This is a genomic window from Acinetobacter pittii, from assembly GCF_034064985.1.
GTDB lineage: Bacteria > Pseudomonadota > Gammaproteobacteria > Pseudomonadales > Moraxellaceae > Acinetobacter > Acinetobacter pittii_H.
The window spans coordinates 2,218,308-2,232,949 of sequence record NZ_CP139249.1; the positions used below are offsets into that span (position 1 = coordinate 2,218,308).

Genomic DNA, 14,642 nt, shown 5'->3' on the forward strand with positions numbered 1-14,642 from the left:
CTACAACTGCTGACCATACCAAGGAGAAAACTGTTTTTGTAACCAACGTAAAAACAGCTCAAAACTAACTGCGACAATCGCAATCACAATAATGCCTAGAATCACCGTATCGGTAATTAAGAACTGTGCTGCCGATTGCACCATAAAACCAATACCACGGTCCGCTGCAACCAACTCTGCTGCAACTAATGTTGACCAGCCCACCCCAAGACCAATACGAATACCGGTAATAATATGAGGCAAAGCGGTTGGTAAAATGACATACCAAAAGACTTGTGACTGACTTGCCCCTAGCGACAATGCCGCACGTTCACGATTAAGCTGATGGCTTAACACACCATGCGCACTACTAATAATGACAGGCGCCAAAATCGAGAAAAAAATCAAAAGTACTTTTGTGGTTTCGCCAATACCGAACCAAATTACAAGTAACGGCAAATAAGCTAACGGTGGAATTGGACGTAATAATTCAACCAAAGGATCTAGAACAGCACGAACCCATTTGTTCAGCCCCATCCATAAGCCTAGCGGAACACCAATCACCACGGCAGCAATCAAAGCCAAAAATACACGTGAGATACTGGCTGCCAAATGTTGCCACAAAGTAGCCTTCATAAAGCCTTCTTGGCTGACCGATATAAATTTTTGCCAGACTGCCTGTGGACTCGGTAAAAACAGTTCAGGTACAACATGCAAAGCAGTAATGAGGAACCAGAGTGCAACTACACTTCCCACACTGATTATGCTGACCGCCAAAGTGCGATGTTTCTCAAAGAATGACGATAGAAATGAAGCATTTTCTGTTTGCACATTTAACTCAGATTTAAGCTCTGCTTTGTCATATTCATAGACGTTATCTTTAGTGTTCATGTAGGTAACGCCTCCTTACCGCTTTGTTTTTGTGCCCTTAAACTTTCAAATAACTGTTCTCTGAGCTGAATAAATTGAGGATCCGATTTAATCGAGCGAATAGACTCACCCTGACGATATCGATTAGCAAAATCGAGATATAGAGTTTCTACAATTTTGCCTGGATGCGCTGTCATTAGAACTAACTGATTGCTGAGCAATAATGCCTCTTCAATGTCATGAGTAATTAAAAAGAAGCTTTTATTTTGTTGAATCCATAAATCGAGCACTAACTGCTGCATGTTTTCACGTGTAAAAGCATCTAATGCAGCAAAAGGTTCATCTAATAGAATAAACGGCGCGTGGCTGATCAAAGCTCTGGCAATACCAACACGTTGTTTCATACCACCGGAAAGTTCCCAAATATTGGCTTTTTCAACGTGACTTAAACCTACAATTTTTAAAATTACGTTCACTTGTGCTTCGATATCCGTGCGCTTTAAACCTTTTAACTGCAAAGCGAAGCCAACATTATCTGCAACATTCAACCAAGGAAGGAGTGCATGATCCTGAAACACGACAGCGCGGGTTACATCTGGTCCATTTACCACTTCATGATTTACAAGCACATCACCTGAACTCGGCTTTTGAAACCCCGCCAAGATATTAAGCAAAGTTGTTTTGCCACAACCTGACTCGCCTAAAATGACGGTTAAAGAACCTTCTTCAATCGTTAGGTTAATGTCTTGTAAAACTGGCTTTTGCTGTTTAGGAAAAGTCAGATGAATATGTTTGGCTTCTAGTACACTCATGACAACTCCTTAAGGCTGCAAAAATGAAGAATTCACATTGCCTTTATAATCGGCTTTAAGTTGATCGACTTTGCCCTGACCTTTTAAGAACTTCGCTGTATCAAAAATATTTTGCGCAAATTCACCATCTAACGTTTGTTTTTGCTGAGCGTGGTCAAGGTAAATGTTTCCACTTAATAAAAGCGAGATATCTTTTGGATCAGAACCTGTGAGCTGCGCAATTTTTTGCACGTTATCGGCATCTTTAACGTAAGCGGCTGGGTCTTGATTATATTTTTCAAGCTGCTCAAGCGTAGTTTTAACAAAAGCTTTTAAGAAGTCAGGATTTTTCTCTGCAAAATCTTTACGCACAACCCATAAGTCATAAGTTGGAGCGCCCCATTCACCCACTTGTTTTGAGTCAGTTAAAACCGTACCAGATGCTTTAGCTTTACTTAAAGCAGGTTCCCACACATAAGCTGCATCAATATCACCACGCTCCCATGCAGCTGAAATTTCAGGTGGGCGCAAGTTAATAATTTTTACTTTGTCTTCTGGAATGTTCCAATGTTTAAGTGCAGATAAAAGACTGTAATGGGTTGTTGAAACAAACGGTACAGCAATGGTTTTGCCAATTAAATCTTGAGGAGTTTTAATGCCTGATTTATTACTCACTACGAGCGCTTCAGACGCACCAAGTTTTGAAGTAATTAAGAATACTTCAATCGGTAAATCACGACTTGCCGCCGCAGCAAGTGGGCTTGAACCAATATTGCCAAGTACGACATCACCTGAAGCAAGTGCGTTTACAACATCTGAACCCGCATCAAATTTTTTCCATTGAATGGTTCGTTGACTATGTTTTTCATATTCCCCATTGGCCTGCGCCACTTTGCTTGGGTCAACCCCAGTTTGATAAGCAATCACGACAGGTTTGTTGTCACGAACTGAAGCACTTGTATTATTGTCTTTTTTATTTTGCCATACGATAAATGCAACAATTGCGACTACTACAATTGCCGTGATAATCAACGGTTTGGTCTTCGTGCTCATAATTTCATGATCTTTCAATAATATAAGCTCATGGTATTCAGCCGGCTTTATAATGAAAAATAAAAAAATATGAGTTGCTTATCTAATTTTTATAAATAACTTTTACTTATAAGTTTTTATCTTTTGGTAAAAAGCAAATTTTAAGCAATCATATAGATTAGCGGTAAAATTAAAATACTTATATATCAATAATTAAAAACGATATTCACAAAAGATAAGATGTGAAAAGGCTGACACACATCTTCTAAGTATTTTATCCTACTCATTTCAACATTTTTATTTTTGCTTATCGCACCCAGAGTTTTGCATCTCATTAATTTTCATTCTTTTATATAAAGTACAGATTTTATTATCTTTTTATCTTAAATCTTCTGCAAATATTAAGATTTGGACAAATCTTTTTCTGGTTTATACATGAGGCAAATTTAATTTTTATTTTTAAGAGGAGAAAAATTCTTTTGTTTAAACATTCTCAAATTTTGACAAAAACATTAATTACAACGTCTTTGCTTACATTCAGCCTCTCAAGTCATGCAGCCCTTACCTTTGGCAATGCTGAAGAAGGTCAACTTAAAGTAAGCGGTACTGTTCGAGCTAAATATGTTTATGATTTTGACTCAGATCCCACTACCAGTAAATTTTCTTTTAATGATGCGGTCTTATGGCTGGACTACAACTCCCCGAAATGGATTGGTCGCCTAGATTATCGGGTTTATGAATATTATGGACGTTTAGGCGATACCAATTGGCTCACCGATGCGTGGTTGGGTTATAAAATTAATGACAACAGTAAAATTATTGCAGGCTTAAACCCAGTTCCTTTTGGCTTGGGTCGCTTTTGGGGAAATACTTATTATTTAGGCATTGCCAATAGTGCAGGTTGGGAAGATGTACACAACCTTGGGGTGAAATATGATTTCAATGATGGAACCAATGAAGCACAACTCGCCTTTTATCCTACCGATGGTGGCACTTATAGAGGTAAAAGCAAAGACTCGAGTCGATTTAGTATCAACCCTGTCAATGCAGATGACACTGTACCGCAAGGCACTAATACCCAAGAAAAGAACTCCATTGTTGTTCGCGGTGCTCATACCTTTAAGAATATCTTAGGCCAAGAAAATTTCTCTACCCAACTGGGTGCTTCTGCATGGTATTCCACCATTGAAAATAAACGTTCAGGGCAAGATGGCGATCGCCAAGTTTATTCGGTTTTTAGCAATACCAATTACAACCAATGGAATTTACAGCTTTTGGCTGGTTATCAAGACATTGATAATGCCGACACCCAATATAAAGATCATCTGACTTTGGGCGGTTTCGATTATTCATTTAACTCTGCAACCAAAGGTCAGATTTATTCAGCAGAACTAAGCTATTTATTTCCTCAGCAGTTTGGCCCAATTACCTCTGTTCGCCCGTATTTAAACTATAGTTCTTATCGAAAAGAGCAAGATGGCTTTAAAGACTCTACCCGTTTTATTCCCGGCATTGCCTTTAACTATCAAAAATTGACAGTACAAGCCGAGTTGCTGATGGGTAAACACGATCCATATCTAGGAGATAGCGAAGGTCTAGCGGCTGGTGGAAGCAATGATAAATGGAATAAAAAAGCGTTTGTGATTTTTGCTTATTACTTCTAACTCCAAAAACAAAGGCCAACAGATGTTGGCCTTTGTTTTTATCTAGATATTTATTTTTACTCTAATCGATTACTGGTGAATTATTGAGAGAAAGTTCTGTTTTATCTTCATCGACAACATCGACATCTTGAGCAGTAGGCTCAAACTTAATCAGTAGCCCAATCACAATTAAAGGAATAAACGCAAAGATAGAAATAATCAGGTAAACATCAGTTTTATATCCCGCCATCCAGATCGGTAAAACAAACAAAGCGATTGCTTGAGCAACACCCGTTACCGCACGGTTAAAGCCAACACCAACGCCACGAATCGAAGCTGGATAAGCCATAGTTGGATAAACCATCATTTGTGCCCCTGGCCCAAAGCCTTCGGCAAAAAGCCATAAACCTAACATTCCAATCGCGGTGTAAAGTAAAAAGCTATTACCGGGTTCACCAATTAATGCTAAGGCAATGAGGGCTATAAACTGGAGTAAAAAGCCTGTAAGCAACACATGACGAGATTTAAATCTGCTAGCAACAAATACACCTAACAGCCCGCCCGTAAATGCAAACAATAAATTAAGCCCAAGTGTTGTAGTAATGGTCGTCAAGACATCGGTATGAAAGAATCGCGTTAAAATAGAAGGTAAAAAGAAGGCAATGGTCGTGTACTGAAATGCCACCGAAATGTGAATCACAATTGCCACAATCGTTCTTGGCAAATAGGTTTTATTAAATAAAACCGCAAACCCCTCGCGCTTTTTCTTTTCAGCAGTTCTTTCCACTTTTTCAACTGTAGCGACTGCATTAATTGCATAGGATTCTTGTAGAACTTTAGCTGCACCTTTTAAATCACCTTGGTTTGCAAGCCAGATTGGTGATTCAGTTAAATATTTACCGCGAATAAAAATAATGAGTAACGCTGGCACTGCGCCGAAAATTAAAGATGCTCTCCATAACCAGTTGCTATGCTCAGGGGGTAAAAGAAAATAAAGCGCCAAAACTAGACCAAAACAAACCGAAGAAGCGGCATACCACATTGGGCACCATGCGGCTAAACGCGCTGCCTTGTTGCTACTACCGTTAAACTTGGAAAACTCAGATAAGTATGACATTGCCACCGGCAAATCAATACCAACACTAATTCCCATAATAAATCGGGCTAAAATCAAAATCCAGACATTCGGTGCAAAACCAGCGACAATTGCCGCAATGACAAACAGCACCATGTCCGCCATGAAGACCCGATAACGGCCAATTTTATCTGTCAGCCAACCACCAATCAGGTTACCAACAATAGTTCCGCAGACAATTGCTGAAGCCACCACACCAGTCATCACAGGGCTTAAAGAAAACTCTGAGATAACTTGCTCAATACCAAAGGACAGCGTTGTTAAATCATAGGCATCAATAAACACCCCAATTAGTGCCAACCAAATAACTTTATTCGATTTACCCTTCCCTGCAAATTTTGAAATTAATTGTGAAACATCATCGGGAGATTTAATTTCATAACGATGGTTATGATCGAGTTCTTGTGTGCTCACTTAATAATTCCTGAATTTTAATAACAGAAACAAAATAATGATTATTCACATAATACAAAAACAAATTAATCTGATGTTTTAATCTAAATTATAGAATTATCTTTTCGTTATTAACTCAGCAGTAAAACCGATATAAAAAGGCAAAATAAAAGCTGGTATTTAACCAGCTATTTATTTAAAGGTTTTCCAAAATATTAACTCGCCTCAGCAAGTTTTAACTCTTTTAGATTACGATATTTTGCACCGCGGTGATTTTCAGGTAAATATGGCCCAGCACCAAATAATTTTTCTCTTAATGTTCCTTGTGCATATGAGGTTTGATATACCCCTCGTTTTTGCAACTCTGGCACAATAAATTCAACCACATCGGCAAAGGTTTGATGCGCCAAAATATAGGCAAGGTTAAAGCCATCGACATCTGTATCTTCAACCCATTGCTGTAGAGCATCTGAAACGGTTTCTGCCGAACCCACCAATACTGGCCCATTACCGCCTAAGCTGTTCCAGTTTGCAATTTCTTCAATGGTCCAAACACGTTCTGGGTCCGCATTTACATAAGAATCTAATAAAGATTGAATCGCGTTGGTTTGAATATATTCAACTTTGTCGGTCGGTTGGTATTGCGAAAAATCAACACCCGACCAGCCAGACAGCAAGGTTAAAGCGCCGTCATAGCTTCCATAGCTTTGATATTCTTTAAATTTAGCCTGAGCTTTTGCATCGGTTTCATCAGTGACAATCGACAAAAGTGCATAAATTTTGACTGAGTACGGGTCGCGGCCTTCTTGAGCCAATTTTTGGCGAATACCCTGTACCACTTTTTTAGTGGCAATTTTAGACGGCGCTGCGATGAATACGCACTCGGCATTTTGACTCGCAAACTTCTGGCCGCGTGAAGATGCGCCTGCTTGATAAAGTACTGGCGTTCGCTGCGGTGATGGTTCACAAATATGGATGCCCGGTACAGTAAAGTATTTACCTTCGTGCTGAATTGGATGCACTTTTTTATGGTCAGCAAAGATACCATTTTTACGGTCACGCAGTACCGATCCTTCTTCCCAAGACCCTTCCCAAAGTTTGTAAAGGACTTCTAAATATTCATCAGCAATATCATAACGATTGTCATGGTTAACCTGAGTTTCTAGGCCCAAGTTTTTTGAACCGCTTTCCAAATAAGACGTCACGATATTCCATCCAACTCGCCCTTTGGTTAAATGGTCTAGCGTACTAATACGTCTAGCAAAAGGATAAGGATGTTCAAAGGAAATCGAAGTTGTGACACCAAAGCCCAAATGCTTTGTGACTGCGGCCATCGCTGGTACAATCTGCAAAGGATCATTGACTGGAACTTGTACTGCACCTGTTAAGGCATGTTCAGCACTTTGATGATAAACGTCATAAATACCAAGCACATCTGCAATAAAAATACCGTCAAAAAAACCACGCTCAAGAATTTGCGCTAAATCTGTCCAATATTCTAAATCTTTATATTCAACAGATCGATCTTGAGGATGTCGCCATAATCCAGGAGATTGGTGGGCAATACAATTCATTTCAAAAGCATTAAAACTAATTTTCTTAGTCATAAAATATTCGCCAGCATTTTATTTAATTTTTATACTAAAGCAATTTTTAGGTTTTCTTTATAATATAAACCCCAAACAAAATATGATTTTATTCTAATAGATTTTTATAATTTATTTCTAAAAACATAAATAATATTAAGCTACTAAAATAGCAGCTTAATATTTAAAAATATAATTTATTGTTTAGCAACATTCCCTATTCGCCATTGATACGGTGGTAATGTACCGTTTACACTAAAATCACCAATAATTCGATTTTTAAATACTCTCGGGTTATGTGAAGATAAAGTTCGTACATTACGCCAGTATCGATCTAGGCCTAAATCTTTGTCTGTTGCGGAAGCACCTAAAGCGTCAAATAAAATCGTAGAAGCATTTAAGATTAGATCAGTAATGACCGTTTGAGACTGCGCACTTTCAAGTTCGGCAAGCGCATTTTGTTCTTCTTCAAGCTGCTCATTATTTTGAAATGCAGCCAAGTAAGCACGCTGCAAGCTTTGTGCAACTTTTTCAACAATCGCCCCTGCACTGTAAGCTGCACCACGAATTTGGCCTACGACTTGTAAAATTTGCGGATCCTGTTTTACAAATTGAGCATTCGCATGCGTATAGTTTCGGGTACGTTTCGCCACAGCTTGAGAAACATCATAGGTTGCAGCACGTCCTAGACCTGTAATGGTTGCCAGTTGGACCAGTTGATAGTAAGCCGCTGAATATTTAAAACGATCATCATCAGGTAAAATTTCAGTTTCATCGACCAATACATCGTGGAAATATGCCGTACCACTTGCAGTAAGCTGCTGACCAAAACCATTCCAGTCATCGACAATTTCAACGCCTTCATCTTCACGGCGAACAACAACTGAGCCAGACTCTCCTTTTAAATCTGTTACCCCAACATCCACCCAGTCTGCATATAGGCTACCAGTGGTGTAATATTTTTTGCCTTTAACGCGAATTTTTCCGTCACTGTCTCGATATAAGTGAGTTTCAAACTGATCGATTGACTCTTTCCCGCCTTCAGACCATGCACTACCCACTGTTTCGCCATTTGCAATTCGGCTAATCCAACGCTGTTGAAACGCTTTGTCTTTACTTACTAAGACATCTTCAGTGAAACCAAAATGCACACGCAAAGCTTGCGGTAAGTTTGAATCGGCCTCGGCAAGTTCAATGAGCAATGCAAATAGTTCAGGAATGGTTGCATCAAAGCCCCCATGAGCTTTGGGAAGTCTTAACCGTGTAAAACCAATATCTTTAAGCCACTGAAGTTGTTCATAGGGCAAAATATGCTGTTGCTCACGAATTAAAGCCCCTTCTTTAATACGGGCAAAAGTCGGTCTGAAATTTTTTGCCAATTCATCATAACGCTCAGTTGGCCCTTCACCCCACACACGAGAAATAATTGAGGCCTGACTAAGTGCTGCATGCGTTAGTGAACCGAGATGATGCTCAAAATTTAAATTTGTCATGTAAGTAAAACCAATATTGCTTTGCTTTTACCATAAAATATTTATTTCACATGAAAACGATTATTTTTTTATAACTGTATTCATTCTTTATATAAGAACCCAAACACAAACATAAAAAGCTCATCTCCCAAGCCCTAAGATAGTTCTTTTTGTCTAATGCTCTGCTGGCTTTGTAGAAGTGTTTGTATATATTCTGAATAGACAGATAATTTTTCAAAAATATGCTCTGAATAAAACATATCATCAATTAAATGTGTCATTTGACCAGCAGTAAAGGTGTCGCATAAACCAACCAGCGCTGCGTTCATTTGAGCGAATTTCGCGCATAATTTGATATAAGTCTCATCTTTATTTTTGAATAATAATTTCCGCATTTCTAAGCCATTTAGGTTTTTTAAGTCATCATCTTCTGTGGTTTTAATCCAATAAATTTTGACCTTTAAAAATTGCTCCAGTGCTTTTAAATGCTCGATATCTACGTCTAAACTCGTAATTAAAAAAACTGTTGAGAGATCACTTCGGCATAGTGCCTTGATTAAGCTTAAATAAATAAACTCAACTTCATTAAGCTCTGCAAGTACCAAATCTATATAAATTTTTAGACTTTCTAAAACGTCATCTACTTTAAAGAGTACTTTCTTCTCAGCTTGGTAATATTTATTAAGAATAGAAAGCACAGGCGCAGTTGCAGGCGTTGTATAAATAGCTGCCTTGTTTAAGTTGGCAAAAATAAATGGTGAAAATAGATAAGCCACACTACTTTGCTGTGCCTCAATATGAGATTGGATCAAATATACTGTTTCAGATTTAGAAAAGTCTCTGAGTACTTTCGCTCTTAATAAAGTAGCTTCAAAATTAACGTAGGTTTGCTCTAACTGAGCCAATATAGATACAGGAATAGGCTGATTTTTAATAATTTTATGCAGGACATTGAGTTGAGAAGTAATAAACATTTTTTAACATCCAAGCTATTTTAGAAGAGCTACACTTAAATCAGGTCTTTAATAACCTACGTAACAACCAGACCTCTCGCAAAACAACAAAGGAATAAAAGAGAAGAAACTATTCTGCGCTTATTCCCCAAAGTCGCATTCACTTTGTTTTGGAAAGTGATTTTGGCCATTCGTAAATCTTGTTCATTTATTTTGGACTTTTGAAGAATGGATACATAGCTACAGATATTTGAAAAAAAACTATAGCACACCTCATGAGTGCTTCAGACTGTTATAGTTTTATAAAAAATTTCTGTATCTACATATACAAAAATAGTAAGTGCATGATTAAGGAAACTTCTTAAGGTAGGTAGTTTTCATGAGACGATCTATTGCATATCGCCAGATATTTCATCAATGTTTCAATGCAACATGCATTTTTACAAATGCAACATCAAGCATAAACTTTGTTAACAGACTGAGAACAATTAATCAGTCTATTCTCTTGAAATATCAAGCAATTATATTGCTTAACCCTGTTGGCATTTTACTTGCTAAGAAGATCTATCACAGAAGTAAGTTTAATCGCCAAAATACTTTGTTGCCTGAAAATAAGTATTTAACACATTCAACCATCATCAGCTAGTTCACAGGGGGAAAGTTTATGAGCCTCGGTCTAACCGCTTTAGAATTAGCGCGAATACAATTTGCTTTTACAGTATCGTTCCATATTATTTTTCCGGCCACTTCCATCGGTCTTGCCTGCTTTTTAGCAGTATTAGAGTGGAAATGGTTAAGAACCCAAAACCCGATTTATAAAGATCTCTTTAAATACTGGATTAAGATCTTTGCCGTTGCCTTTGGTATGGGTGTGGTCTCGGGCGTGGTTATGAGTTACCAGTTTGGTACCAACTGGAGTGAATTTTCACGTGTCGCCGGAAGTATTACTGGCCCTTTACTTACCTATGAAGTCTTGAGTGCCTTCTTCTTAGAAGCAGGTTTCTTGGGCATTATGTTATTTGGTTGGGGACGCGTTGGTCCTAGGGCCCATTTCTTTGCAACACTTATGGTTGCCATCGGAACATGTATTTCCATGTTCTGGATCTTATCTTCCAATAGCTGGATGCAGACCCCTCAAGGCTTTGCCATCGAAAATGGCATTATTGTGCCAAAAGACTGGTTTGCAATTGTGTTTAATCCGTCCTTCCCTTACCGCTTTGCCCACATGGGTGCAGCGGCTTTCTTAGTTTCATCATTATTGGTCGTTGGAACATCTGCATGGCATTTAGTAAAAGGCCGTCGTGATGAATTGGTAAAAAAATCGTTCTCGATGGGTTTATGGATGGTGCTTGTAACTTCTTGTTTGCAAGTGGTGATTGGCGATAACCACGGTTTAAATACTCGTGAACATCAACCTGCCAAACTTGCAGCAATGGAAGGTCACTGGGAAACCAATCACAATGAGCCGATGCCATTATTGTTATTTGCCATTCCAGATATGATAGAAGAGCGTAACCACTTTGAAGTGGGCGTTCCATATTTAGGCAGTTTAATTTTAACGCACAGTTTAGATGGTCAAGTGACTGGTTTAAAAGATTTCGCACCTGAAGACCGTCCAAATTCAACCATCGTTTTCTGGAGCTTCCGTGTGATGGTGGGTCTTGGTGTGCTCATGGTCACTCTGTCTTTAATTGCGCTTTGGTTACGTAAACGTGGAAAACTCTATGAAACATCATGGTTTCATAAATTTGCTGTAGTGATGGGGCCTGCGGGTTATGTGGCAATGCTGGCTGGCTGGATTACTACTGAAGTAGGCCGTCAACCATGGGTTGTATACGGCATTATGCGCACTAAAGACGGGCTTTCACATACAGTTTCTGCAGATCAGGTGGGTCTGAGTCTCTTTATTTTTGTGGTGGTATACACCATCGTTTTTGGTAGCGGTATTTACTACACCTTAAAACTCATTAATAAAGGCCCTGTATTTATCGATACACCAACTATTGAATCTGGTGGCGTTGGACACTTTAAAACACCAATGCGTCCACTCAGTGCTGTCGATGAAAACATTGACGATAATCAAAAATCTGGGGAGAAACATCATGATTGATCTTTCTTTAATATGGGTCGGTATTATTGGTTTAGGTGTTTTAATTTATGTGGTCATGGATGGTTTTGACTTAGGAATCGGAATTATGTTCCCTTTCATTAAGAACAGCCAAGAACGTGACGTCATGATGAATACTGTGGCTCCTGTCTGGGATGGTAACGAAACGTGGATGGTTCTCGGTGGTGCTGGTCTATATGCAGCATTTCCGCTGGTTTATTCGACAGTTTTATCAGCACTCTACCTACCTATTATTTTCATGGTCATTGCCCTGATTTTCCGCGGTGTTGCGTTTGAATTCCGTTTTAAAGCTCACCGTACTAAGCATCTGTGGGACTTAGCCTTTATTTGGGGTTCAGTTTTAACCAGTTTCCTACAAGGGATTATTTTAGGTGCCTATATCCAAGGGATTAAAACCGAAAATGGTATTTTTGCTGGTGGGTCTTTTGATTGGCTTTCCCCATTTACGATCTTTACAGGTATTGGCGTAGTTGCGATGTATGCCACTTTAGGATGTGGATGGCTGATCTTAAAAACCGAAAAAGGTTTGCAGCAACGTATGTATGAGCTTATGCCAAAGCTGATTATTGCATTGCTCATTATTTTTGGTGGCGTAAGTTTATATACGCCTCTGACTCATCCTGAAATTGCAGATCGCTGGTTCTCTTTACCAAATCTGTTCTATTTTAGCCCTGTACCTATTTTGGTCTTATTGTTTGTTGGCCTGATTTTATCGGCATGTAAAAAGCAGGATCATGACCTTAAACCATTTGCATATACATTGGCTCTCGTTTTCCTTGCATTTACTGGTTTTGTAATTAGTTTATGGCCATATATTATTCCGCCATCAGTTACCATTTGGCAGGCAGCAGCGCCTCATTCAAGCCAGATGTTTGCTTTGGTCGGCGCACTTATTTTGATTCCAATTATTATTGCTTACACCATTGTTTCTTATTGGGTATTCCGTGACAAAGTGCGTGTAGGTGACGAAGGTTATCATTAAGTATGGAGGGTTTTATGAAAAAGTCATCCGTTAAACTCAATCAAACTCAATGGTTTATTCTGTTATGGCTGGGCGGTTTTTTAGCCTTAGCTGTGATTGCTGGTTTGTTTAAAGTGATATTGATTTATGCCGCCCCGTACTTAAAATAAACCGATAGTTGTATATAAATGCCGTTTGTAGATTCTGCAAACGGCATTTATTATTGAGTAAGCGCTTCTTTTATTTTGTCATTTTTGGCAGCCAACACATGTATAAATCTGAACAACTTGCCCATAGTATTCGCCGACTCATTGAGAGCGGAAATTTAAATGCGCATGAGAAACTCCCGTCTTTAAGAGATCAGGTACAACGTTCTGGTTTTAGCTTAATGACTGTCATGAATGCTTACCAAGAACTTGAATCTCAAGGGCTCATTTATTCAAAAGAAAAATCGGGTTATTTCGTTGCCGAGCAAATTGCTCTTAAACCTTTAGAACAGTATTCGGTTGTTTCACTTAATTCTAAAATTGAAATTAATTCTTTAGTTTTTAAATATCTTAAATCGATTCAACATGAATCTGTCGTGCCTTTTGGTTCAGCTTTCCCTGATAGTCAACTTTTAGCTGCTCCCAAACTTATTCAAATTATGGGGCAATTTGCACGGCAAAGGCAAAGCTATGACCAGACAGCAAGCCTACCTCCCGGTAATTTAGCGTTAAGAAAACTGATTGCTCAGCGCTACTGTATGCAAGGCATACAGACCGATCCAGATGACATTGTCATTACATCTGGAGGTTTAGATGCACTGAACCTTTCGCTACAAGCTGTCGCTCAACCCGGCGATTATATTTTATTACAGCAAACTGTGTTTTATGGGGCTTGGCAAGCCGCCGAGCGTTTAGGACTTAAAGTGATTACCATTCCTGAGCATCCACAACACGGTTTTGACTTAGAGGCTTTTGAACAGGTCATTCAAACATATCCAATCAAGGTGTGCTGGCTCATGCTCAACGCCCATAACCCGATTGGTTTTACAGTTAGTGATGACATTAAATATAAAATTGCCAAACTACTTCATGAACACCAAATTTATTTGATTGAAGATGATGTGTATGAAGAGCTTTATTATGGTGGGCAAAAACCACTTTCGATGAAGTATTTTGACCAACAAAATCTGGTGCTACACTGCTCGTCTTTTTCTAAAACATTAGGTGCAGGTTTTCGGGTCGGTTGGGTTTATGCGGGTAAATTTTCGGACCATATTCAACACTTGCAACTCATGAGTACCATTTCAGTCAATGCACTCATTCAAAATGCATTGGTTGAGTTTTTGTCTCATCATCATTATGAAAAGCACTTGCGTACACTTAGACTTTCACTTGAACGTTATAAAAAGCAGTTTTATCACTATTTAAAGCAGCATTTACCAAGCTCTTGCGAAGTGTATTACTACCCAAGTGGCTATTTTCTATGGGTCAAACTTCCTAGTACGCTAGACAGTATGCAAGTTTATGAAGAATTGATTCAGCAAGACATTGGCGTTGCGCCAAGCCCTTTGTTTAGTGTTTTACCCGCACAACAGCATTATTTACGAATTAACTGTTCTTTTGAATGGAACACTAAAATTCAAAGTGCATTAGATCAAGTGATTAAAACTATACAACAAAGAGTTGAAGCAAGTCTCTAAAGAAATGCTTCG

12 protein-coding genes are annotated in these 14,642 nt (G+C 38.7%); 5 read left to right on the forward strand and 7 right to left on the reverse strand.

All coding sequences use genetic code 11. The annotated features are described in order from the left end of the window. From tauC to tauA, 3 genes are read right to left on the reverse strand one after another with little or no spacing between them, the layout of a single operon-like run. Positions 1-870, reverse strand: a complete 870-nt coding sequence (tauC, locus tag SOI76_RS10570) for a taurine ABC transporter permease TauC (protein WP_104080498.1) — start codon at positions 868-870, stop codon at positions 1-3. Then, the gene (tauB, locus tag SOI76_RS10575) at positions 867-1,661 is read right to left on the reverse strand and encodes a taurine ABC transporter ATP-binding protein (protein WP_104080499.1); all 795 of its coding nucleotides are present in this window, start codon (positions 1,659-1,661) and stop codon (positions 867-869) included. Before tauB ends, tauC begins: the two co-directional genes overlap by 4 nt. A 9-nt stretch (positions 1,662-1,670) precedes the next feature. Further along, a complete protein-coding gene (gene tauA, locus SOI76_RS10580; protein ID WP_104080500.1) occupies positions 1,671-2,711 on the reverse strand; it encodes a taurine ABC transporter substrate-binding protein in 1,041 nt (346 codons plus the stop codon). A gap of 440 nt (positions 2,712-3,151) precedes the next feature. Here tauA and SOI76_RS10585 point away from each other — a divergent pair, with 440 nt between their 5' ends. After that, positions 3,152-4,336 carry a hypothetical protein gene (locus tag SOI76_RS10585; protein ID WP_104080501.1) on the forward strand — a complete coding sequence of 395 codons (1,185 nt, stop codon included), beginning with the start codon at positions 3,152-3,154 and terminating at the stop codon, positions 4,334-4,336. Between the two features lie 61 nt (positions 4,337-4,397). Here the strand turns inward: SOI76_RS10585 and yaaU are convergent, their stop codons facing one another. The 4 genes from yaaU to SOI76_RS10605 form a co-directional block, all read right to left on the reverse strand. Beyond that, complete coding sequence (gene yaaU / locus SOI76_RS10590) at positions 4,398-5,864, reverse strand: MFS transporter (protein ID WP_104080502.1); 1,467 nt, start codon at positions 5,862-5,864, stop codon at positions 4,398-4,400. Positions 5,865-6,058: 194 nt separating this feature from the next. Next, complete coding sequence (locus tag SOI76_RS10595) at positions 6,059-7,450, reverse strand: LLM class flavin-dependent oxidoreductase (RefSeq protein WP_104080503.1); 1,392 nt, start codon at positions 7,448-7,450, stop codon at positions 6,059-6,061. Positions 7,451-7,626: 176 nt separating this feature from the next. Then, a complete protein-coding gene (locus SOI76_RS10600) occupies positions 7,627-8,922 on the reverse strand; it encodes an acyl-CoA dehydrogenase family protein (RefSeq protein WP_104080504.1) in 1,296 nt (431 codons plus the stop codon). Positions 8,923-9,056: 134 nt separating this feature from the next. Next, positions 9,057-9,875, reverse strand: a complete 819-nt coding sequence (locus tag SOI76_RS10605) for a hypothetical protein (protein ID WP_104080505.1) — start codon at positions 9,873-9,875, stop codon at positions 9,057-9,059. Positions 9,876-10,518: 643 nt separating this feature from the next. Here SOI76_RS10605 and cioA point away from each other — a divergent pair. From cioA to SOI76_RS10625, 4 genes are all read left to right on the forward strand, one after another. Then, positions 10,519-11,964: a cytochrome ubiquinol oxidase subunit I gene (cioA, locus tag SOI76_RS10610; protein ID WP_104080507.1), complete on the forward strand. Its 1,446-nt coding sequence runs from the start codon at positions 10,519-10,521 to the stop codon at positions 11,962-11,964. Beyond that, entirely contained in the window at positions 11,957-12,964 is a 1,008-nt protein-coding gene (gene cydB / locus SOI76_RS10615; RefSeq protein ID WP_005076463.1) for a cytochrome d ubiquinol oxidase subunit II, read from the forward strand. Before cioA ends, cydB begins: the two co-directional genes overlap by 8 nt. Before the next feature lie 14 nt (positions 12,965-12,978). Then, on the forward strand, positions 12,979-13,113 hold the full coding sequence (locus tag SOI76_RS10620) for a hypothetical protein (RefSeq protein ID WP_000749813.1): 135 nt from the start codon (positions 12,979-12,981) through the stop codon (positions 13,111-13,113). Positions 13,114-13,211: 98 nt separating this feature from the next. Beyond that, positions 13,212-14,630 (forward strand): PLP-dependent aminotransferase family protein, encoded by a 1,419-nt coding sequence (locus SOI76_RS10625; RefSeq protein WP_104080508.1) that lies wholly within the window; start codon positions 13,212-13,214, stop codon positions 14,628-14,630. Positions 14,631-14,642 lie beyond the last annotated feature (12 nt).

What these genes read in the sequence shown, in the direction of transcription:
- SOI76_RS10620 (WP_000749813.1), top strand. Translation starts at nt 12,979, where the DNA reads ATGAAAAAGTCATCCGTTAAACTCAATCAAACTCAATGGTTTATTCTG.
- SOI76_RS10600 (WP_104080504.1), bottom strand. Translation starts at nt 8,922, where the DNA reads ATGACAAATTTAAATTTTGAGCATCATCTCGGTTCACTAACGCATGCA.
- cioA (WP_104080507.1), top strand. Translation starts at nt 10,519, where the DNA reads ATGAGCCTCGGTCTAACCGCTTTAGAATTAGCGCGAATACAATTTGCT.
- tauB (WP_104080499.1), bottom strand. Translation starts at nt 1,661, where the DNA reads ATGAGTGTACTAGAAGCCAAACATATTCATCTGACTTTTCCTAAACAG.
- SOI76_RS10625 (WP_104080508.1), top strand. Translation starts at nt 13,212, where the DNA reads ATGTATAAATCTGAACAACTTGCCCATAGTATTCGCCGACTCATTGAG.
- SOI76_RS10605 (WP_104080505.1), bottom strand. Translation starts at nt 9,875, where the DNA reads ATGTTTATTACTTCTCAACTCAATGTCCTGCATAAAATTATTAAAAAT.
- tauC (WP_104080498.1), bottom strand. Translation starts at nt 870, where the DNA reads ATGAACACTAAAGATAACGTCTATGAATATGACAAAGCAGAGCTTAAA.
- cydB (WP_005076463.1), top strand. Translation starts at nt 11,957, where the DNA reads ATGATTGATCTTTCTTTAATATGGGTCGGTATTATTGGTTTAGGTGTT.
- SOI76_RS10595 (WP_104080503.1), bottom strand. Translation starts at nt 7,450, where the DNA reads ATGACTAAGAAAATTAGTTTTAATGCTTTTGAAATGAATTGTATTGCC.